Source organism: Mesorhizobium sp. CNPSo 4688 (assembly GCF_057784295.1).
Genome location: NZ_JBWLUY010000010.1, coordinates 224,536 through 245,033, shown reverse-complemented (window position 1 = coordinate 245,033; position 20,498 = coordinate 224,536). Strand labels below are relative to the sequence as shown.

The 20,498-nt window shown below is 62.7% G+C and carries 25 protein-coding genes and 1 tRNA gene; 16 read left to right on the top strand and 10 right to left on the bottom strand.

Annotation, left to right across the window (positions count from 1 at the left end):
* Positions 1-39: 39 nt before the first annotated feature.
* The 3 genes from AC04SH_RS20945 to tkt form a co-directional block, all read right to left on the bottom strand.
* A complete protein-coding gene (locus AC04SH_RS20945; RefSeq protein WP_488576466.1) occupies positions 40-1,932 on the bottom strand; it encodes a potassium/proton antiporter in 1,893 nt (630 codons plus the stop codon).
* 206 nt (positions 1,933-2,138) lie between these two features.
* The gene (gap, locus tag AC04SH_RS20940; protein ID WP_488576465.1) at positions 2,139-3,149 is read right to left on the bottom strand and encodes a type I glyceraldehyde-3-phosphate dehydrogenase; all 1,011 of its coding nucleotides are present in this window, start codon (positions 3,147-3,149) and stop codon (positions 2,139-2,141) included.
* A 158-nt stretch (positions 3,150-3,307) separates the two neighbouring features.
* The gene (gene tkt / locus AC04SH_RS20935; RefSeq protein ID WP_488576464.1) at positions 3,308-5,299 is read right to left on the bottom strand and encodes a transketolase; all 1,992 of its coding nucleotides are present in this window, start codon (positions 5,297-5,299) and stop codon (positions 3,308-3,310) included.
* Positions 5,300-5,560: 261 nt separating this feature from the next.
* On the opposite strand from tkt, the gene AC04SH_RS20930 reads away from it, so the two are divergent.
* The 4 genes from AC04SH_RS20930 to AC04SH_RS20915 all read left to right on the top strand — a co-directional run bounded on the left by AC04SH_RS20930 (position 5,561) and on the right by AC04SH_RS20915 (position 8,087).
* On the top strand, positions 5,561-5,833 hold the full coding sequence (locus AC04SH_RS20930) for a DUF4164 domain-containing protein (protein WP_023670128.1): 273 nt from the start codon (positions 5,561-5,563) through the stop codon (positions 5,831-5,833).
* A 12-nt stretch (positions 5,834-5,845) separates the two neighbouring features.
* Positions 5,846-6,211 (top strand): cell division protein ZapA, encoded by a 366-nt coding sequence (locus AC04SH_RS20925; RefSeq protein WP_477235787.1) that lies wholly within the window; start codon positions 5,846-5,848, stop codon positions 6,209-6,211.
* Positions 6,212-6,410: 199 nt separating this feature from the next.
* Entirely contained in the window at positions 6,411-7,070 is a 660-nt protein-coding gene (locus tag AC04SH_RS20920; RefSeq protein WP_142869966.1) for a peroxiredoxin, read from the top strand.
* Between the two features lie 144 nt (positions 7,071-7,214).
* Positions 7,215-8,087 (top strand): MBL fold metallo-hydrolase, encoded by an 873-nt coding sequence (locus tag AC04SH_RS20915; RefSeq protein WP_488576463.1) that lies wholly within the window; start codon positions 7,215-7,217, stop codon positions 8,085-8,087.
* A 282-nt stretch (positions 8,088-8,369) separates the two neighbouring features.
* On the opposite strand, the gene rpoH is transcribed toward AC04SH_RS20915, so the two are convergent.
* Together rpoH and AC04SH_RS20905 are read right to left on the bottom strand one after the other, a co-directional pair.
* Positions 8,370-9,281: an RNA polymerase sigma factor RpoH gene (rpoH, locus tag AC04SH_RS20910; protein ID WP_477235789.1), complete on the bottom strand. Its 912-nt coding sequence runs from the start codon at positions 9,279-9,281 to the stop codon at positions 8,370-8,372.
* A gap of 188 nt (positions 9,282-9,469) precedes the next feature.
* Entirely contained in the window at positions 9,470-10,510 is a 1,041-nt protein-coding gene (locus tag AC04SH_RS20905; protein ID WP_488576462.1) for an RluA family pseudouridine synthase, read from the bottom strand.
* A 25-nt stretch (positions 10,511-10,535) separates the two neighbouring features.
* Between AC04SH_RS20905 and AC04SH_RS20900 the strand changes: the two genes are divergently transcribed.
* The 3 genes from AC04SH_RS20900 (at position 10,536) to AC04SH_RS20890 (ending at position 11,501) form a co-directional block, all read left to right on the top strand.
* On the top strand, positions 10,536-10,916 hold the full coding sequence (locus AC04SH_RS20900; protein ID WP_477235791.1) for a fimbrial protein: 381 nt from the start codon (positions 10,536-10,538) through the stop codon (positions 10,914-10,916).
* Positions 10,917-10,926: 10 nt separating this feature from the next.
* Positions 10,927-11,334 (top strand): VOC family protein, encoded by a 408-nt coding sequence (locus tag AC04SH_RS20895; protein WP_477235792.1) that lies wholly within the window; start codon positions 10,927-10,929, stop codon positions 11,332-11,334.
* A 92-nt stretch (positions 11,335-11,426) separates the two neighbouring features.
* Positions 11,427-11,501: transfer RNA gene (locus AC04SH_RS20890), tRNA-Glu, on the top strand.
* 935 nt (positions 11,502-12,436) lie between these two features.
* Here the strand turns inward: AC04SH_RS20890 and AC04SH_RS20885 are convergent.
* Together AC04SH_RS20885 and AC04SH_RS20880 are read right to left on the bottom strand one after the other, a co-directional pair.
* Positions 12,437-12,601 (bottom strand): hypothetical protein, encoded by a 165-nt coding sequence (locus AC04SH_RS20885; protein WP_488576461.1) that lies wholly within the window; start codon positions 12,599-12,601, stop codon positions 12,437-12,439.
* Entirely contained in the window at positions 12,591-13,049 is a 459-nt protein-coding gene (locus AC04SH_RS20880) for a hypothetical protein (RefSeq protein ID WP_488576460.1), read from the bottom strand. The genes AC04SH_RS20885 and AC04SH_RS20880 overlap by 11 nt, the downstream gene beginning before the upstream one ends.
* Positions 13,050-13,244: 195 nt before the next feature.
* Here AC04SH_RS20880 and AC04SH_RS20875 point away from each other — a divergent pair, with 195 nt between their 5' ends.
* The gene (locus AC04SH_RS20875; RefSeq protein ID WP_477235794.1) at positions 13,245-13,583 is read left to right on the top strand and encodes a c-type cytochrome; all 339 of its coding nucleotides are present in this window, start codon (positions 13,245-13,247) and stop codon (positions 13,581-13,583) included.
* Positions 13,584-13,668: 85 nt separating this feature from the next.
* Here AC04SH_RS20875 and AC04SH_RS20870 read toward each other — a convergent pair whose 3' ends face one another.
* On the bottom strand, positions 13,669-13,818 hold the full coding sequence (locus AC04SH_RS20870; RefSeq protein WP_477235795.1) for a hypothetical protein: 150 nt from the start codon (positions 13,816-13,818) through the stop codon (positions 13,669-13,671).
* A gap of 113 nt (positions 13,819-13,931) precedes the next feature.
* Here AC04SH_RS20870 and AC04SH_RS20865 point away from each other — a divergent pair, with 113 nt between their 5' ends.
* From AC04SH_RS20865 to AC04SH_RS20835, 7 genes are all read left to right on the top strand, one after another.
* The gene (locus tag AC04SH_RS20865; RefSeq protein ID WP_477235796.1) at positions 13,932-14,144 is read left to right on the top strand and encodes a hypothetical protein; all 213 of its coding nucleotides are present in this window, start codon (positions 13,932-13,934) and stop codon (positions 14,142-14,144) included.
* 51 nt (positions 14,145-14,195) lie between these two features.
* Complete coding sequence (locus tag AC04SH_RS20860; RefSeq protein ID WP_488576459.1) at positions 14,196-14,330, top strand: hypothetical protein; 135 nt, start codon at positions 14,196-14,198, stop codon at positions 14,328-14,330.
* Between the two features lie 384 nt (positions 14,331-14,714).
* A complete protein-coding gene (locus tag AC04SH_RS20855) occupies positions 14,715-14,918 on the top strand; it encodes a hypothetical protein (RefSeq protein WP_477235798.1) in 204 nt (67 codons plus the stop codon).
* Positions 14,919-15,029: 111 nt separating this feature from the next.
* The gene (locus AC04SH_RS20850) at positions 15,030-15,215 is read left to right on the top strand and encodes a hypothetical protein (RefSeq protein ID WP_477235799.1); all 186 of its coding nucleotides are present in this window, start codon (positions 15,030-15,032) and stop codon (positions 15,213-15,215) included.
* Positions 15,216-16,370: 1,155 nt separating this feature from the next.
* Positions 16,371-16,952 (top strand): VOC family protein, encoded by a 582-nt coding sequence (locus tag AC04SH_RS20845; protein WP_477235801.1) that lies wholly within the window; start codon positions 16,371-16,373, stop codon positions 16,950-16,952.
* A gap of 26 nt (positions 16,953-16,978) precedes the next feature.
* Positions 16,979-17,860: a glutathione S-transferase family protein gene (locus AC04SH_RS20840; protein WP_488576458.1), complete on the top strand. Its 882-nt coding sequence runs from the start codon at positions 16,979-16,981 to the stop codon at positions 17,858-17,860.
* Between the two features lie 232 nt (positions 17,861-18,092).
* A complete protein-coding gene (locus AC04SH_RS20835) occupies positions 18,093-18,461 on the top strand; it encodes a hypothetical protein (RefSeq protein WP_488576457.1) in 369 nt (122 codons plus the stop codon).
* Positions 18,462-18,572: 111 nt separating this feature from the next.
* On the opposite strand, the gene AC04SH_RS20830 is transcribed toward AC04SH_RS20835, so the two are convergent.
* Positions 18,573-18,788 carry a hypothetical protein gene (locus AC04SH_RS20830; protein WP_488576456.1) on the bottom strand — a complete coding sequence of 72 codons (216 nt, stop codon included), beginning with the start codon at positions 18,786-18,788 and terminating at the stop codon, positions 18,573-18,575.
* A gap of 290 nt (positions 18,789-19,078) precedes the next feature.
* On the opposite strand from AC04SH_RS20830, the gene AC04SH_RS20825 reads away from it, so the two are divergent.
* Positions 19,079-19,984, top strand: coding sequence for a DUF2865 domain-containing protein (locus AC04SH_RS20825; protein ID WP_488576455.1), 906 nt, complete (start codon positions 19,079-19,081; stop codon positions 19,982-19,984).
* An 81-nt stretch (positions 19,985-20,065) separates the two neighbouring features.
* On the opposite strand, the gene AC04SH_RS20820 is transcribed toward AC04SH_RS20825, so the two are convergent.
* Positions 20,066-20,419, bottom strand: a complete 354-nt coding sequence (locus AC04SH_RS20820; RefSeq protein ID WP_436261681.1) for a hypothetical protein — start codon at positions 20,417-20,419, stop codon at positions 20,066-20,068.
* Positions 20,420-20,498 lie beyond the last annotated feature (79 nt).

Sequence of the window (20,498 nt, the reverse complement as noted above, 5' to 3'; positions counted from 1 at the left end):
TTGAGGGCTGGATCGAAGGGAGCGTAGACGATCGCCTTGTCAGCTCTCGGTCGTTGCCTTTTCCACCGTCGGCTCCGGGGCGGCGGGCTTCTCATCGGCTCGTACCTCGGCCAGCTGCGTTTCCGTCGGCTTGCGCCAGTTGCGGACGAAGGCGGAGACACGGTCACCGATCTCGCCGGCGCTGAGGAACACCGGGACCCGCGCCACCGGCGCGGTCGGCTCGAAGGACAGGCCGAGGCCTGTGATCTTGCCCTTGTCGTCGACGTCGCGGACGATCAGCTCGATCGGCCCGATCAGCACCCGGTCGGCATATTCGGCGTGGCCGCCGAGCCTTGCCGTCACCAGCGCGCCGACGGTGAGCTTCTGCTCGGCTTCGGTCAGGCCCGGCGTGTAGGCGGCTTCCAACTCGGCGGCGGAGCGTGCCGGATCGACAGCGAAGGCGCCGAAGAAATCGGCATCCTCGGGGTCGACCACGGCGCGGCTGGCGAACAGCTTGTCGAGCAGGCGCGGATAGCGGTCAGGCACGAAGATATAGACCTGGTCGCCGGCAGCGAGCCGGCCCATGTCCTGGAAGCGCATCGAGCGGCCGTCGCGAAGCACCAGCGAGGGCCTGGCCCAGCGCGGGATGCGCTCGCCGCGCGCCACCGGGCTGCCGGGCGCGACGCGATAGGCGAGAAGCTCGTGATGGGCCGAGCCCGGCAGTTCGAGTTCGACCTTGTCGAGAGGCCCGAGCCTCGCCGGCACGATCAGGCCGAGGCGGCGCGCCAGTGGCCCGACCGTCCAGCCCTGCACCACCAGCGAGACCAGCACGATGATGAAGGCGGTGTTGAAGATGACGCGGCCGTTCTCCAGCCCGCCGAGCAGCGGGGTGATGGCAAGCAGGATGGAGACGGCGCCGCGCAGGCCGACCCAGGATACGAAGGCGACCTCGGGACGCGGCAGGCGGAACGGGATCAGGCAGAGCCAGACGGCGACCGGGCGCGCGACAAACATCAGGAACAGGCCAAGCGCGATCGCCGGCAGCATGATGGCCGGGAATTGGGAGGGCGTCGCGAACAGGCCGAGGATCAGGAACATGATGATCTGCGCCAGCCACGACATGCCGTCCTGGAAGCGCTTCAGGATGGTGACGGCGCGGATGTCGGAATTGCCGGCAATCAGACCGGCGATATAGACGGCCAGAAAGCCCGAGCCGCCAATGGCGCCGGCGGCGGCGAACACCATCAGCGACAAGGTCAGCACGAAGATCGGCAGCAGGCCGTGGTCGAGATTGAGCCGATCGACGAGGCGTACGATGGCAAGGCCGCCAAGCACGCCGACAATGGCGCCGAGGCCCATATTGAGCACGAAGCCAAGGACCAGATTGGTGACCAGCACATGGGTCTCGGGATTGGCGTGGGCGGCGATGACCTCGACCAGCGTGATGGTCAGGAAGATGGCGATCGGGTCGTTGGTGCCGGATTCGACTTCGAGCGTGGCGCGCACGCGCTCGCGCAGGTTGATCTCGCCGGCGCGCAGCAGGAAGAACACAGCGGCCGCGTCGGTCGAGGCGACGGCAGCCCCGAGCAGGAAGGATTCCAGCCAGCTGAGGTCGAGCAGGTAATAGGCGGCGGCGCCGAACAGGCCCGTGGTCAAAAGCACGCCGAAGGTCGCCAGCGACAGCGCCGGCCCGGCCGCCTGGCGCAGCGCATTGAGCGGCGTGCCGAAACCGGAATCGAACAGGATGACCGCCAGCGCCAGTGAGCCGGCAAAATAAGCCACGCGCGCATTGTCGAATTCGATGCCAAGACCGTCGGTGCCGGTGGCGAGACCGATGCAGAGGAAGAGCAGCAGCAGGGGAGCGCCGAAGCGGAAGGCGATCAGGCTCGAAAACGCGGCGGCGACGACGAGCGCTGTGCCGACCAGCGTGACGAGATAGATCGCATGCTCCATCCGTGACTTGCCCCTCGAATTCCTCTTTCTCCCGATTTACGGGAGAGTGGGGCGAAGGCATGGCCAGTGCAAGGCGGGAGGGTGGTTTTTTGCCCTATGCCGCTGATTTTCGTGCATTTTGGCCGGTCGGGCTGGCCTGGCACGCGCCCCGACGAAAAACGCCCGGACAAAGCCGGGCGTTTCAAAGCGTGAGACGATGCCTGCGATCAGGCGATGGTCTTGCCAAAGGCGACGGAGGTGTCGGCCATGCGGTTGGAGAAGCCCCACTCATTGTCGTACCAGGACAGCACCGAAACGAAGTTGCCGTCCATGACCTTGGTCTGGTCGAGCGCCATGATCGAGGAGCGCGGATCGTGGTTGAAGTCGATCGACACATTCGGGTGATGGGTGACGCCCAAAATGCCCTTGAGCTTGCCGTTGGAAGCAGCGATCACCGCTTCGTTGATTTCCTGCACGGTGGTGGCGCGCTTGGCAATGAACTTGAAGTCGACGACCGAGACGTTCGGCGTCGGCACGCGGATCGAGATGCCGTCGAGCTTGCCCTTGAGGTCGGGCAACACGAGGCCGATCGCCTTGGCGGCGCCGGTCGAGGTCGGGATCTGCGACAGCGCGGCGGCGCGGGCGCGGTAAAGGTCCTTGTGCATGGTGTCCAGCGTCGGCTGGTCGCCGGTGTAGGAGTGGATCGTCGTCATCATGCCCTTTTCGATGCCGACGGCCTCGTGCAGCACAGCGGCCAGCGGCGCGAGGCAATTGGTGGTGCAGGACGCGTTCGAGATGACGATATGGTCCTTGGTCAGCTTGTCGTGATTGATGCCGTAGACCACGGTGAGGTCAGCACCTTCGGCCGGCGCCGAGACGACGACGCGCTTGGCGCCGGCGGTCAGGTGTGCTGCGGCCTTGTCGCGGGCGGTGAAGATGCCGGTGCATTCGAGTGCGATGTCGACGCCGAGCTCCTTCCACGGCAACTGCGCCGGGTCCTTGATTGCGGTGACCTTGAATTTTTCCTTGCCGACGGTGATCTGGTCGCCATCGACGCTCACTTCGTGCGGGAAGCGACCATGGACGCTGTCATAGCGCAGCAGATGGGCGTTGGTCTCGACCGGGCCGAGATCGTTGACGGCGACGACGTCGATATCCTTGCGGCCGGATTCATGGATGGCGCGCAGGATGTTGCGGCCAATGCGGCCAAATCCGTTGATGGCAACTCTGACGGTCATTTTACTCTCCCTGGGAGCTCGAAAGGCGGCAGATGGGTCCGCAGCTTCATAGCTGCGGATGGCACAAGAATCCAGCCGCAGAAGGCCGAATTTAAATCGATTAGGTTGGTCCAGTCCCGCGAAACCGCCTTGAGCGGTTCGCGAGACGGACCTTGATCTTACTTACTATGCAGGCGGGCTTCCGCTGCCTTGGCCGCGGCTTCGGCGGTGATGCCGAAATGCGGGTAGAGCTGCTCGATGGTGCCGGAGGCGCCGAAGCCGTGCATGCCGACGAAGATGCCGTCGGAGCCGATCAGGTGATCCCAGCCCTGGCGGATGCCGGCCTCGATGGCCATCTTGATCGGCGCGTTACCGATGGTCTTCTTGCGGTAGGCGTCGCTCTGCTGGTCGAACAGTTCGAAGCAAGGCACCGAGACGACGCGGGTCGGATGGCCGTGCTTTTCAAGCAGGTCGCGGGCGCCGAGAGCGACCTCGACCTCGGAGCCGGTGGCGAAGATCGTCACCGCGGCGTCACCACTGGCCGCGGCCAGTTCATAGGCGCCCTGGCTGCTCAGGTTCTTGGCCGAGTATTCGGTGCGCACCGTCGGCAGGTTCTGGCGGGTCAGCGCCAGGGTCGACGGCGTCTTTTCCGTCTCAATGGCGATCTGCCAGCATTCGGCGGTTTCCACCGCGTCGGCCGGACGGAAGACATTGTGGTTCGGGATGGCGCGCAGCGCCGCCAGATGCTCGACCGGCTGGTGGGTCGGGCCGTCTTCGCCGAGACCAATGGAATCATGGGTCATGACGAAGATCGAGCGGATGCCCATCAGTGACGCCAGCCGCATCGACGGGCGGGCGTAGTCGGAGAAGCACATGAAGGTGCCCCCATAGGCGATGAGGCCGCCATGCAGCGTCAGGCCGTTGAGCGCGGCGGCCATGCCATGTTCGCGGATGCCGTAGTGGACATAGCGCTGGCCGTAATCGTCCGGCGTAATGTTCTTGGTCTGGCTGGTCTTGGTGTTGTTGGAGCCGGTCAGGTCGGCGGAGCCGCCGATGGTTTCGGGCACGGCGCCGTTGATGACTTCCAGTGCCATCTCAGAGGATTTGCGGGTGGCGACCTTCGGCTTGTCGGCCGACAGCTTCTTCTTGTAGTCGGCGATGACGGCATCGAAGTTCGACGGCAGCTTGCCGGCGAGGCGGCGCTCGAACTCGGCCTTCAGCTCGGGCTTGGCCTTGGCCAGACGGCCCTCCCAGTCGGTGCGCGGCTTGGCGCCGGCTTTGCCTGCGGTACGCCAGGCGTCGAGGATGTCGGCCGGAATCTCGAACGGCGGCGAGTCCCAGTTGAAGAATTTGCGCGCGCCGGCAATTTCGTCGGCGCCGAGCGGCGAGCCATGCGCCTTGTTGGTGCCGGCCTTGGTCGGGGCGCCGAAGCCGATGGTCGTCTTGCAAGCGATCATCGTCGGCTTGTCGGAATGGCGGGCGGCTTCAATGGCGTAGGCGATCGCCTCCGGATCGGTGCCGTCAATGTGGCTGGCGTTCCAGCCGGAGGCCTGGAAGCGGGCGACCTGGTCGGTGTTGTCGGCAAGCGAGACGGGGCCGTCGATCGAGATGTTGTTGTTGTCCCAGAAGACGATCAGCTTGTTCAGCTTGAGGTGGCCGGCAAGCGCGATGGCTTCCTGGGAGACACCTTCCATCAGGCAGCCGTCACCAGCCAGCACATAGGTGTAGTGGTCGACGAGGTCGTTGCCGAAGGCGGCGTTCATGATGCGCTCACCGAGCGCGAAGCCGACCGAGTTGGCGAGACCCTGGCCGAGCGGGCCGGTCGTCGTCTCGATGCCGGTAGCGTGGCCGTATTCGGGATGGCCGGCGGTCTTCGAGCCGAGCTGGCGGAAATGCTTGATCTGGTCGATCGTCATGTCCTCGTAGCCGGTCAGGTGCAGCAGCGAATAGAGCAGCATCGAACCGTGGCCGGCCGACAGGATGAAGCGGTCGCGGTCGGGCCAATGGGGGTTCTTCGGATCGTATTTCAGGAACTTCGTGAACAGCACGGTGGCGATGTCGGCGCAGCCCATGGGCAAGCCTGGATGGCCGGACTGGGCCTTTTCGACAGCGTCCATGGCGAGAAAACGGATCGCATTGGCCATCCGGTCATGTTGTTCACGCGACGTCATGGTACCTCCGGGGTGGGGATTTGCGGGCTTGGCAGAGCCCTGGAAAGGGTGCGCGACACATAGCAGGCGCGGGCTTTTAGTCAACAAATCGGCAGCACATTTGCCGGTCTTGTGATGCCGGCGGCAGGCCCACGTTAGCGTTAGCAGGGGACAGTCGCGAGAGCTTTGTTGACGTTGCCTTCACCCGGTGCCTAATGTTTCCGGGATAACGCGTTCTGAACGCGAGCGATTCGGTGATGGGCAGGGCACAGGACGAAGGCCATGACCGGGGAAACCACACTCAAGGAAGTCATCCACAGGCTGGGCAAGGCCATCGAGGGGCTGGAAAACGCCGTCGCGGCCAAGCTCGAGCACGAGCGCGACTACTCCGAAGCCGAGGCTGAAGTGCAGCGCATGAACGCCGACCGTTCCCGGCTGGCGCAGGAACTCGACAATTCCGAAGCCCGCGCCGAAAGGCTGGAAGATGCCAACAAGGAAGTGTCGCGCCGCCTGGTGACCGCCATGGAAACCATCCGCGCGGTGCTGGACAGATAGGAGCTGCAGGCCATGGCACAGGTCACGGTTTCCATCGACGGCAAGCAGTACCGCATGGCTTGCGACGAGGGCCAGGAAGAGCATCTGATCGACCTGGCCGAACGCTTCGACCGTTATGTCTCGCATCTCAAGGATTCGTTCGGCGAGATCGGCGACCAGCGGCTGACGGTGATGGCCGGGATCATGGTGATGGACGAGCTGTCTGAGCTGCAGAAGCGCGTCAAGGGCATGGAGACCGAAGTGCAAACGCTGCGCAAGACGCGCGACGAAGCGCTGACCAAGGCCGACAAGAACGACACCGTGCTGACAAACGCGCTCGGCGCGCTCGCCCAGCGCATGGAAGACCTGGCCACGTCGCTGGCGGTCAACAAGGCCTGAGCGCAGGCTTTTCTCGCGGAAACGAAAGATTGTCGGGCCTAACGTTGGGTTCCGTAGCACGAAAGTGCTCGTTCCGCCGCCGACAAGAGTTTCCTATTATCTCGCAGCCGCAATTTATGCGCTAAGATGCGGCAATGCCGGAGCGTGGACGCCGCCTTGGTGCCGCTCCTAACGAAATCTGTTGCAGGGGAAATGTGCCATGAGCCTTCGTATCAACGACATCGCGCCCGACTTCACCGCCGAAACCACACAAGGGACGATCAGTTTCCATGACTGGATCGGCGACGGCTGGGCGATCCTTTTCAGCCACCCGAAGAACTTCACCCCGGTGTGCACGACCGAGCTCGGCACGATGGCGGGTCTGGCGGGCGAGTTCAAAAAGCGCAACGTCAAGGTCATCGGCATCTCTGTCGACCCTGTTGCGAGCCATGACAAGTGGCAGGCCGACATCAAGACGGCGACCGGCCAGACGGTGAACTACCCGCTGATCGGCGACAAGGACCTCAAGGTGGCCAAGCTCTACGAGATGCTGCCGGCGGGGGCCGGCGAGACGTCGGAAGGCCGCACGCCGGCCGACAACGCCACGGTGCGCTCGGTCTACGTCATCGGGCCGGACAAGAAGATCAAGCTGGTGCTGACCTATCCGATGACCACCGGCCGCAACTTCGACGAGATCCTGCGCGCCGTCGATTCCATGCAGCTGACCGCCAAGCACCAGGTGGCGACGCCGGCGAACTGGAAACAGGGCGAGGACGTCATCATCACGGCTGCCGTCTCCAACGAGGATGCGATCAAGCGCTTCGGCGCTTTTGACACGATCCTGCCCTATCTCAGGAAGACCAAACAGCCGTCCGCCTAGGTTTTCGCGACCCGGTCGTTTCGATTTTTGTCTTGTTTCTGGCAGGGTGTGCTTGACGGGTGCGCCTTGCTGGATGACCATGCTTCTGGTTCATTCCGGCAGGGAAAATCATTCCTGCCGGAGCGAGGGGCAGGGGGCCGGAAATTGGACGCAGCTTTGGCCAAGCCGCTGGTCAGCGGCTTCTACGACAAGCCAACCGGAGCCATACAGTATGTCGTCGCCGATCCGGCGACGAAGCGCTGCGCCATTATCGATCCGATCCTCGACTTCGACGAAAGGTCCGGCGCGACGGCGACGAAAAGCGCCGATGCCTTGCTGGATTTCATCCGGGCAAACGGACTGGAACTCGAATGGATCCTGGATACCCATCCGCATGCCGATCATTTCTCGGCGGCACATCATCTCCGGAACAGGACCGGCGCGCCAACGGCGATCGGCGACAGGGTCGTCGAGGTCCAGAAACTGTGGAAGGCGATCTACAACTGGCCCGATTTTCCCGCCGACGGGTCGCAGTGGGACCGGCTGTTTGGGGAAGGCGAAACGTTTCTGATCGGCAGCCTTCCGGTCAAGGTGCTGCTCTCGCCGGGACATACGCTCGCCTCGATCACCTATGTCGTCGGCGATGCCGCCTTCATCCACGACACGCTGTTCATGCCGGATAGCGGCTCGGCAAGGGCAGACTTTCCCGGTGGCAGCGCGGCGCGGCTGTGGCGCTCGATCCAGGGTATTTTGGCGCTGCCCGACGACACGCGTGTGTTCGTCGGCCACGACTACCAGGAGGGCGGCCGCGAGCCGCGTTGGGAAAGCACGGTGGCGGAGCAGAGGGAGAAGAATATCCACCTGGTTGCGGCGCACACCGAGGCCGAGTTCGTCGCCTTGCGCGAGGGGCGCGACAAGACATTGCCGATGCCGCGGCTGATCCTGCATGCGCTGCAGATCAACATGAACGGCGGACGGCTGCCGGAGCCGGAAGCCAATGGAAAGCGATATCTGAAATTTCCGCTGGATGGGCTTTGATAGCACGGTTAGTCCCTTCTCCCCGTAACTATACGGGGAGAAGGTGGCGGCAGCCGGGTGAGGGGCAGCGCCGACGTTTTTGTGATGATCACGCCGCCGGTTGCGGCGCCGGCAAACCCGCAATCTCTGCGCTGCCCCTCATTGTCCTGCCGGACATTTCTCCCCGTATAGTGACGGGGAGAAAGGGCTGTCGCGCCGGTTTCGCCAATCGCCAGCGGACACAAAAAAGGCGGCGCCGGTTTCCCGACGCCGCCTTGATGTTTTTCGTAACCGGACCCGGTCTTAAGCCGCGGGCTGCGCCTCAATCGTGCGCAGGGCCTGCATCTGGCGCTTGGCCGCGGCCTTGACCGCGTCCTGCACCTTCTCGAAGGCGCGCACCTCGATCTGGCGCACGCGCTCGCGGCTGATGTCGAACTCGGCCGACAGCTCTTCCAAGGTCAGCGGCTCTTCGGCGAGGCGACGCGCCTCGAAGATGCGCCGTTCGCGATCGTTGAGCACAGCAAGAGCGCCCGACAGCATGCCACGCCGGTTTTCCAGTTCGTCCTGCTCGATCAGCATGTCTTCCTGGCTTTCGTGGTCATCGACCAGCCAGTCCTGCCATTCGCCGGATTCGCCTTCGCTGGCGCGGATCGGCGCGTTGAGCGAGGCGTCGCCCGACAGGCGGCGGTTCATCGACACGACTTCGGCTTCGGAGACGTTCAGCCTGGTGGCGATCTCGGTGATCTGTTCGGGCTTAAGGTCGCCATCGTCCAGCGCCTGGATCTTGCCCTTCACCTTGCGCAGGTTGAAGAACAGGCGTTTCTGATTGGCGGTCGTGCCCATCTTGACCAGGCTCCACGAACGCAGGATGTACTCCTGGATCGAGGCCTTGATCCACCACATGGCGTAGGTCGCGAGGCGGAAGCCACGCTCGGGTTCGAATTTCTTGACGGCCTGCATCAGGCCGACATTGCCTTCCGAGATCACTTCGCCGATCGGCAGGCCGTAGCCGCGATAGCCCATGGCGATCTTGGCGACGAGCCGAAGGTGGCTGGTGACGAGCTTGTGCGCAGCGGACGTGTCTTCATGCTCGGCGTAACGCTTGGCGAGCATGTACTCTTCCTGCGGCTGAAGCATGGGAAAGCGGCGGATTTCTTCCAGGTAACGGCTGAGGCCGCCTTCGCCGGAAACGATACTGGGTAATGACTGGGCCATGATAGCGCCCCCTCTCTATTGGAGTGATGCCCCCGAAACGCGGCGGGCATGTGACGCGAGCACCAAAAGGCTCGCCCGCGACAACCGATTTATATAGGAACAAAACCAGAAAAGACAGGCATTTGTTCAACACGAAACAGTGTGTCACGCCAAAGTGAACAATGCCGCTCAGGTTTTAGATGGCGGGTTCAGAGTTTGCGAAAACCGCCGACGAGTTCCTCCATGTCCCCCGGTATCGGCGCCTCGAACCTCATCGATAGATGGGTAGTCGGGTGACGAAATGCAAGGAGCCAGGCATGCAAAGCCTGCCGGGAAAATGCCTTGACCTGGCTTTTCAGCGGCTCGGGCAGCCGGTTGGCCTTGGTGCGGAAGGCCTGGCCGTAATCGGGGTCGCCAATGACGGGATGGCCGATATGAGCCATGTGGACGCGTATCTGGTGGGTGCGGCCGGTTTCCAGCCGGCATTCGACCAGGCTGGCGGTGGCGAATTCCTGCTGGTCCTCGCCGAAACGCTCCTGCACGGTGAAATGGGTGATGGCGTGGCGGGCGTCGTCGCGGCCTTCCGGCACCACGGCGCGACGCACGCGGTCGGCGGCGCGGCCGAGCGGCGCGTCGACCGTTCCGGCCGGCCGGGGCGGGATGCCCCAGACCAACGCCAGATAAGCGCGTTCGAGGTCGCCGGTGCGGCCATGGTCGGCAAAAGCCTCCGACAGCGCCTTGTGGGCGCGGTCGGTCTTGGCCACCACCATGACGCCGCTGGTCTCCTTGTCAAGGCGATGGACGATGCCCGGGCGCCTGACACCGCCAATGCCTGAGAGACTGTCGCCGCAATGATGGATCAGGGCGTTGACCAGCGTGCCGGTCCAGTTGCCGGCGCCGGGATGGACGACGAGGCCGGCCGGCTTGTTGATGACGATCAGCTCGTCGTCCTCATAAAGCACGTCGAGCGCGATGGCCTCGCCTTGCGGCTCGGCCGGTTCGGGTTCGGGCATGACGACCGAGACGCGCTCGCCAGCGCTCATCTTGCGCTTGGTCTCGTCGACCGGTTTGCCGTCGATCGTGACGGCTCCCTGTTTAATCAGCATCTGCACGCGGCTGCGCGACATATCAGGGCCGAGGCTCGCCGCCAGCCACTGGTCGAGGCGCTGGCCGGCCGCTTCCGCGCCGGCTTCGAGCACGGTTGGCGCCGCCTCTATGAATTGTCTGGTCTCTTCGCTATGAGCGCTCATCGAAAAAAGTTCCGGAAGTTCTGCCATGGCCCGGCCCGTTGCCGACGAAGAAGAAAAGCCGCTCGATCCCGAGATCGAAAAGGTGCGCGGCAGGCTCATCCGCTTCATGGCCATCAATCTCGGCCTGCTTTTGCTGGCCCTTATGGTGGTGATCGCGGCCATTGTCTACAAATCGCGCAAAGCGCCGTCCACAACCCCGCCGCTCGCCAACGATATTCCAGTGCCGCCCGGCGAGCCGCTCGCGGCCGACATCGTTCTGCCGGTGGGAGCCAAGGTGATCAGCCAGGCGCTGTCGGGCAATCGCATCTCGATCGACGCCGAGCTTGCCGACGGCAGCCGCACCATCTTCGTCTACGACATCGGCGAGCGCCGCATCATCGGCCGCTTTGCAATCCGCAACAAATGAGCCTGCAGGCATGACCGGGTTTGCCAAGCATCGCCGGGTCGCGACCGTCACGCTCGTTGTCGGCAGTTACGATGAGGCGATCGCCTGGTATGTCGAACGGCTGGGCTTTCTGCTGACCGAAGACGTCGATCTTGGCGGTGGCAAGCGCTGGGTGACGGTGGCGCCGGCGAACGGGCAGGGCGCCAGGCTGCTTCTGGCTGAAGCTGACGGCGAGGCGCAAGAGAAGAGCATCGGCAACCAGACCGGCGGTCGCGTCTTCCTGTTCCTCGAAACCGACGATTTTGCCCGCGACCACAGAGCGATGCTGGAAAAGGGCGTCGGCTTCCGCGAAGCGCCGCGCTTCGAGCCTTACGGCACGGTGGCGGTTTTCGCCGATCTCTACGGCAATCTGTGGGACCTGATCGAGCCGAAAGGCTAGGTCCGCAAACCTACACTCCACAGAAGCGGTCCGGCCGCTCGAAGCCCAGTTGCTTTTTCCAAACCGTCAGCCTATATCGCCGGTTCTTGAACGCGCCCATCGTCTAGCGGTCAGGACACCGCCCTCTCACGGCGGGAACAGGGGTTCGATTCCCCTTGGGCGTACCAAGTAACGGCTCGGCCGTTTCTCCCCTCGACAATTTCAGGCAAGCAGTCCTGCGGATCGCGTTTGACCGCGGGGGTCGGCGGCATCAGCGAAACCCGGCTAGTCCGTATGCCCGATGCACCCAATTTAAGTCAGGCCGCGACGCGAGCGTGCGAGGGAGCAGCGCCGAGTTTGACAAAACAATCTCTGCGGAAGACGTTCCAGTCAATTGAAAGAAAGCCCGCTGCCGAACCTTGAGGGGGTAGACGGCAGCGGGCTCCGATCGTCCACGCAGGTCCGATCTACAGCGGAGGAGAAAGCCATTTCATTCCACTGCCCCATGCCAACATCGCTGCTTGCCCTAGGTTCCCGGCTCAAAGAAAAAAGCCCGCCGGCGCCAGCCAGATGAGCTTACGGAAAGACCCGCCGCTCCATTCACGGCAGCGGCGGGTCCAGACGATGCCTGGGGGTTGAGTGACCCGACGCAAACGAACGGTCGAGACGCTCAGATGTTCCGGCGGCTTCAATTTCCAAGGTGGGTCATTGGCACCTGGCCAAGGTGATGGGCCTAGCTGTCGGCCTAGGCGTCGGCATTGGGATGGCGATCGCCGCTCAGGGGTTAAAGGTACACGGCGTGAATTAAGCGGGCTAACGGAAGCCAGCCCAGGACGCGCGGCGTGGTATACCATCACTATCCGGGGAAGCATTGGATACGCAGCCGCTCAGCGCCATCAAAATCAACACCAAAAATAGTCGCATCTTTCCCTCCGAATTGGGGGCACTTAGCACGGATGTCATGCTGGTGACTGGCCGCCGACCGAAAGCGAGGCCCGTTCAGAAACTTATGGAGACCGACATTCCCCGGATGAACCCGGTTTCTGGCGACACAGTAGGCGTCATGGCCGCCCCAGGCAAGTTTGAGCGCGGTGCCCAGCGCGCGTTCTTGCCGGCCGCTCTCCTACACCGGCGAAGCGTCCCGCGCGTCCTGGCGCCTGTCTGTGGCCTGCAGGAAGCGCGCATTCGACCTTGCCCGGAATAGATCGACAGCGGCTTGTTTCTCCGCTTCGCGCGCCAGCCTATAGACCTCCGGCAACGGTTGCCAGTCGGCCGGCTTAAGCTTCATCGTCCATTTCTCTTGGCGATATCCCCAATGCCAGATGCCGACGACTTCCGAGCCGTCGAACCATGTCGAGGACGTTCAGCTTGGGAAAATGCAGAACGCGCGCCGCCCACCAGACCTTTTCAATGTCGTAGTCGCCTGGACCCTTCGCCCATGGCGTCCAGCCTTTGCCGGGACGCTCGGTAAGCTCGGCATCGCGCATATTAGCAACCTCTTGACGAACCAGTTGGCCGCACCAGAATCTATGCATGGCGCGGGATATCAACATCGGTGACAAGGTGGCGATCTTCGCCACGGTAGGCAAACGCATCGAGGATCGCGTGATCCTGTACATCCTTACGGCCAACAATCCTATTCGATCGTCGATCCAAAGGCGAAGCCAGGCGACAGGATGAGATTCGAGGGCGATGTCGTCTTTGTCGACGAGGATCTGGGCCGTGTCACTGTCCAAGTGCTCGGCCGTGTCACGGTCGAAGCCAGTACGGTCGAGCTGGTGAGGAAGTTCCGACGGCCGAAGGGTACAGAGTCGCTACTCGACAAGCCCTTATAGATGCCGCGAACTGGGAGCAACGATGCCCGAGCGGCGACTGAAATGGCAAAAGACCATTCAGATTGAACATGTTCGTCAACCGATGGGAGGACTTCGATGATCAATAGTATACGTGGTTTGATCCTTGGCTTGGCTGCCCTCGTGGTCACCTCGTCATTTGCGCAGGCAGCAGGCGACATCACCGCCGGCCGGAAAGTCATGGTGCAATGCCAAGCGTGCCACGGCAAGGATGGCCTAGGCAAAATGACTTACACGCCCAATATCGCCGGGCAGAAGTACGAATATCTCGTCCACGCGCTGATGGCTTACAAGGCCGGAGAGCGCAGGAGTCAAATGATGTCGGCGGTCACCAAGAACCTGAGCCAGGAAGACATCGCCAATGCTGCGGCTTACTATGCCGCGATCAAGATTACCGTCGAAGTTCCGCAGGAGTAGGCGCCGCTGCGCAGACAGTGCGTCTAAAACGGCCATGCCAGCGCCAGGACGACGCCAGCGGCGATGGTGAAGGCGAGGAACGGCATCATGCGGCGTCGTCCGGCTGCTTGCCGCCGGGAACGACCGTGAACATCGGCTTACTGCCCTCCAGGATGCTGACACCGATCGTGCCCGCGAATAGGTGCTGGAGGCGCGGCATCACCTGCTCGAGCTTCGGGTCCATCTGCCCGGTCATGCAGCATCCCCGACTAGCAGCTGGCCGTCACCGTCGCGTTCGCCCGCGGGAACCAAAGCAGTCGACGGGTGTTGGTTTATCGAAGGGACCTCGAACCGGAAGGATTCGGAACGATGGTCGAAATCTATGACTTTGAAGCGGCGAAGGCCCGGCTGCGCGTGAAGCGTGCGGAGCGTTCGCTTGATCAAGCAAATCAGGCTTTGGACGACGATGCCGGCGTTTGTCTCAGCCTCGCGACGCTCTGTAGTCCAATCGGATCCGATCAGCTGCGCCTCAAGGATGATCCAAAGCGACGCCTGGTCACGCTCAATCGCCCGCCCAATTGAGGTGGTACGATGCTCGCGAACTTCCACATTGTGACCGCAAGGACCGGCAGCTTGTTTCGCGAAGCTAGGCTGGCGATGCTGACGCACCGTATGATTTTTCATATGGATATGACCGAGGCTGCGGCCGACAAGGTCGAGGCGGCGATGGCGGAATTGCTCGATGCGACTGCGGCCGAGCGACATTAGGCACGGCGCTCTGTGATGGATTACCTCAAATCGGTACTTCGGGAACTGCTGCCGGCCTGGCTGATGCGAAGATCGATCGACGTGGACGTGCGCCCCGTCGAGCAGCAGCCACCAATCCGCGAGCTTGTAGGAGCTGCGCCGCCGCGGCGGTATCGCGGTCCCGTCAGACCGGAATCCAACGATAATCGGGCACACGGCTCGCAAATGTAGCGGTGGCGAGATCATCAGCCGCCCCACGACGCTGGCGCGACATTGCGCCTTGGAACAAAAGTGCTGAGCGACCATTCCACTTTTGAAGGGGCCGCGAACCGAAAGTATGCGGCGCACGACAGCGCATCGGGAATAAGCTCTACCCCGACAGCGCGCTATTGAGGAGCCGTCACCATGCCCAATTTGTTTGAACCGCTCAACTCGGACGGACACAAGCGCAGCGTGATTTACCATGCCGCCCGGTTGACGTTGCTCCACGATCGAATGATCAAGCGTTTCGAAAAGGTCGACGATGCGGCTGACAGAGTTCAGGCAGCGGCGGAAATGCTCGCAGATGTTGTTCGACCCGCCGGAAGCACACAAACGCTCCGCATGTGATTCCGTCTCCGCGACGACGTGTGACAGGCTGTAGCCAACCGTGACGGAACTTACACAGCCGGGATATGTTTCACCTGCCTGTAGCTCAAACCAGCGCAGCGAGGTTGTCCCGTGATCCCGAACTTTGAGACGATTGCAGATGCCGAGGAGCAGATCCACTCCGCCGAACTCGCACTTCAGCGCACAGAAGAGATGCTGGCCGAAAACATCGCGCTCCGCCGCAAAATGCGGTGTCTGGTCGATGCCGCAGACCAGAAGATCGATCCCCCCAACAACCAAGGACGTCGCGCCGGCTGAACCAGGCCGGCGTCTCATTCGTCCCGGCCTTCCGGAAACCTGCGCCACCACTCGCGCTCGAGCACAGATGCCACCATGTCGACGGCCGGCGAGCGCGGCTCGTCATGCGGCCTGGTGCCTCGCCAAGAAATCGCTCTTCTGGCATGCGCTCGACGGCCTCGGCCAAGCACGCCAGCGATTGCTCAATCCAGACAGCGGCGGAACGGTAGGCCCTACAATCCGACACCATTTTCCCTTTCTGCACAGCTGCGCCCTTTCCGCCTTGAGGTATGGCCCTTGGCCTCCTTCACGCTCCGACGAGGGAGAGGACCGAAGTCCCGCGTACTCACTTTCCCTTCCCCTCCCGCAAGAGGGGACGCGTATTGTCCCTACGCGCTCCGCCAGCAGCTTTTTTCGGCGCTGCTACGTCGCTTGCTGGTCAGGTCGTCATCCCGATGACAGCGAAGCGCCGGTCGATACCGTTCCGGGGATTGCCCGGTCTCAAGGCTGCGGGGTGTAATGGGCACAACAGAGCCCGCATTTTTTTCTGGTTCCGCGTTTCGTCGAAGGCCGCGGCGAGGGTCGGCGGCATCAGCGAAACCCGGCTAGTCCGTATGCCCCGATGCACCCAATTTAAGTCAGGCCGCGACGCTTGAAAGCGTAGCAATCTCTGTTACTTGCGGTGCGGGATAGCATCTGCGGCAACGCGGATTTGGGTCGGGTAGAGCAGGTATGACCTCGGTGAGAATGACGTGCCCGCACTGCCACGGCAGCGGGAAGGTTTTCGATTGCTTGAAATGGTGTGAGTCGAAAGGGCACTGCTGCCCGCAAGGCACGCATCGAGCCGGCTGTCCGGGGCAGACCATGGCGTGCGCCGAATGCGCGGGTCTCGGCACACTGGCGGAAGCCGAGCTCAGAGCCGTCGCTTAGCCAAGGTTTTGCAACCTTACCCCCGGCTCTTTTTCACTGCCACGCAGCGGCGTCGCTTCTGGCGCGTCGCTGCCAATTGCACTAGCATCATTGTAGGACGCCGTTATGGCGCGCAGAACGCCGGGGAACGGATCGGGAAAGCCGCCAGGCATGCACATCCGCCGCGCGCATGGCGTGCGGCGATGGTATGATTTGGCTAGATCCAAGCTCGCCCCATAAGGCGAGGGGCAGGCGGGGAGGAGACCGATGCAGAAACTGCAGTCGCAGGGCGTCCATCACATCACGCTGGTCGGCGCTGGCCGCCAGACGTCGATCGATTTCTGGGAGGGCGTGCTCGGCATGCCGTTCATCTTCGAGCAGCCCAATCTCGACAAGGCCAGCGAAAGCCATCTCTATTTCGATCCGGGCGACGGAAGGCTGATCACCATCTTCACCGATGAAAGCCGCACGCCGGTCCAGCGGCGCACGCCGACAGAGCCGGGCTGCGTCCACCACATCGCCTTTGCCGTGTCGCGCGTCACCTTCCTGCAGGCGGTCGCCCGGCTCGACGAGCGCGCCATCAAGCACAGCGGCGTCAAGGATCGCGGCTTCATGGACTCGATCTATTTCGAGGATCCGCTCGGCCTGTTGATCGAGCTCGCGTCCTACCGCTTCGAGCCGCCGGCGGGCTTCACCCATGCCGACGTCTTGATGCAGGCGCACAAGCTGCGCGTTGCGCGCGGCGACTACGCAATAGCCGAAGTGCATCTTGCCGATGCGATCCAGACGCTGGTCGAATGGTCACGCGCGACCTTGTCGGACGACCGGACGCCGAAGAATCCATACTGACGGCCAACAAAAAGGGGAGAACCACGATGGCAAAGACTGCAAAGAGCGCTGGGAAATCTGCGGCCAAGGCCGCGCCGAAAACCGCCGCCAAGCCGGCAGCAAAAGCGGCTGCCAAGCCTGCGGCGAAGGCATCAGCAAAGCCGGCTGCGAAAGCCGCGGCGAAGCCGGCAGCCAAGAAGTCTGCGCCGAAGACGGCCAAGGCTAAAAAGCCGGCACTGAAGATCAGCATGCTGAAGCCGAGCGTCAATAACATGACCGTTCGGGTGTTTGCGCGTGCGGCCGGGTTCGACCCCGCCGAGACCGACGCCTGGGGCCACACGCGTTCGCCCGAATATATGGCGCGCAATCCGGCGCATCTGACACCGATGATCGAGGACAAGGGTCTCCCCAGAGGCGTGCTGTGGGAAAGCTGCGCCATCATGCAGTATCTCGCCAACAAGCACGGGCTGGAGAAATTCTATCCGAAGGCGCCGGCCAAGCGGGCGATGGTCGACAGCGCCATGTTCTACCTCATCGGCACGCTCTACCCCTATGTGGCGCGCGCCACCTATCCGGCACTCAACTTCCCGCAGTATGCCGGCGAAGTCGGCCACAGCGACGCCCATCCGGACAAGAAATCCGAAGCGCAGAAGGCTGCGATGGCGGCGATTGCCGAGCCGCTGGAGGTGTTCCACTCCTTCTTCAGGGACGGCAAGCCGTTCATCGGCGGCAAGCACCCGTCGATCGCCGATATCCGCCTGGCATCGACGCTCGAGTTCCTGGCCGTCATCGACTACCCGCTGCCCAAATGGGCGAAGGAGTACATGGCGGCGATCGAGAAGAAACTCGGCAAAGCCTATGCCGAGCCGGCCGGCGATGTCAGAGGCTATATCGCCTATGTGAAATCACAGGCCGGCGCGCAAAGCTGAGGATTCGTTAACCAAAGCCCTGTCTATTGAGGGCAATCCACCCCGCGACCACGGATGTACTGGCGCCGAAGTGGAAGGAAAGGTCGGCGCAATGCCGGCCTTTTTGCTTTTCGCCGATGCACTATCAGGCGCGCCTCCGCGCTCTGCCATAAAGTCTGACATCAGGCATATTGCCATTGCTGGCGTCGACCCTACCATCATCCTTGGCGGCCGAGGTACGAGGAGCTTTGCGATGAAGGGCGTGGCGACATTGTTTGCGATTGCCGGTGTTGTGTTGGCCGGAGGCTACCCGTCCAATGCCGCGCCGCTCGACACCATGAGCGACGTCGGCGATGCGATCCAGGCGTGCTGGACGCCGCCGGCCGATGCTGGAAATGCCAGCGTCACCTTGAGCTTCAGCTTCAAGCGCGACGGCACACTGATTGGTCCGCCGCGACCCACGGCGATCAAGGTCGATGGCGACGCCAATGCCAAGAAAGCGTTTGTCGACGCCGCGACCACGGCTATACAGAAATGTCTTCCGTTGAGCTTTTCGCCCAAGCTTGCACAAGGCGTAGCTGGCAATGTCTTCACCATGCAGTTCGCCTCGCCCAAGCAATAGCGAGCGGTAGAGCGTTTCACCGTTTCACAGAAACGGCGACCCGCTCTCTCGTTGTTTTGACGCAATTCCGGACGAAAAACCGCTCTCACACTTTTCCTGGAATTGCTCTGATCAGTTGTGCTGGCGCCTTATGTCGACATGCCGTTGCAGGTCGGGTGTCTCGAAGACGTAGTCGGCCCAGGCGGATTCGGGAATCTGCCCGGCCAGATAGCATTCCAAAAGCAGGCTCTGTTCGGGGTCGAGCGCTCTCGGCGCCCGCTCATGGTCCAGCCCCAGCGAGTGGAACAGGTTCCTGGTCAGGCCAGAGACAGTGAAGTGAATAGACATCTTCGGTCTCCTTTGCCCGATACAACGCGAGACAGCGGAGAAAGGTTTCAACCGCAAGGGCCGATAAAGCGGGATTGATCATGGCGACGCCCAGCCATCGGCGACGCCTCGCTTCGTCTCAATCTTGAAACAAAAGTGTAATAGCGAATTTACAAGAGGCGGCATAATACAATTGGTGTAAATACCTGGCTGTTGCTGGTTTCTTCTGAATTAGACTTGCCTCATATACTGAGGCTCAATCGGCTGGAGCGGCTATCGGCTCCACAGGGTACAAGGACCAGAGGCCGATGATGCGTTTGTGGCCAGTCGTGATCTTTGCTCTGGTGATGACGGCGACGGTCCTCGGAAGCTCGGCTGCCCTCGCCGATGCTTGCACCGCACTCAGGGGCCAGATGGCGTCGTCCGGCCGCGGCGGCGGGATCAGCCCCGAGCTTGCGCAGCTGCGCCGCCAGCTTGCGGCGATCCAGGGCCTGGAGAGGCAACGCCGCTGCACGGCGCAAAGTGCGATGGGCGGCTTCTTCAACGCTTGCGCCGACCTCGCCAAAAGCCGCACCCAGGTGCAACGCCAGATCGCCGGCGCTGCGATTTCGGGCCGGGATACGTGCGGGCTGCAGGCCAGGCTCGTCGCGCTCGGCTGCGCGCCGGCCGCCAGGCAACAGAAACAGCGGCCGGCGGGCACCATGACCGGCAGCAATTCGATGCTGTTTTGTGTTCGCCTGTCCGACGGCTATTTCTTCCCGGCGCCGAAGTCGCAGTTCGTGCAAGGCGACGATGTCAAGGAGATGGTCGATCAGTGCCGCTACATCTGCGACGATGCCGGCGTCGACCTGTACACGCTGGGCGACCCAAGCCTTGAAACCGAAGAGATGGTCGCGCTCGATACGCGCAAACCCTACAAGGACCTGCCGGCGGCCTTCAAATACCGCGACGACACGACTTTCAAAGCCTGTGACGTCAAGCGCTACTCCAGGCGTGTCGCCGAGCTGAGAGCGCGCACGGTGACCCCGGCCAATATGAGCAACGCCATCATTCCCCTGCCGTCGGCAAAGCCGGATCTCGTGACCGTTGCGCAAATCCCCCGGACCGACGGCTCTACCCCGGAGGCCGCGGGCGCTGCCCAGCAGCAGTCGGTCGAAGCTTTGGCCGGCTCGCGGCCGGTCAGGATGGTCGGGCCGGCTTTCTTCCCGGCGGACTGAGCCGCGCGGCGCCGAAATACCCTGTTTTATCCATGTCTTGATCCCAAAATCGCGGGCCGCTCTTGGGCGACATGCATCAGGCTATTCGCAGACCATCTTGTAGCGTTTGCCGGGTTGGCTGACATTCTTGCAGGTGAGCGGGTTGGCCGGTTCGGAAGTCATCGCGGGCGGGCTGGACCTGACGTGCCGTCTCGGCGGAGCCGATGTCGTCTGTCGGCGCGCCGCCGGCCGGTACGGCTCCTGCGGCGGCGGCGTCGGAAACACGCCAGCTGCCGCCTGCATCTTGCTGGCCTCGGTCAGCGACGGATCGCGATCCCAGACCCGCCTGATATCGAGCGGCCTCGGGATCACAACCGTGCCGTCATAGCTGCGCGCGCAGCCGCTGCTGGCAAGCAGCGCCACGCCCAGGAAACAAGGCACGATCCAACCAGTCATCCGCAATACCCCTGCCAACTTATAGCCCGGCCGGGGTTCCGCCGACAACCGGCGGAATACCGCAGGGCAATGTGGGCTC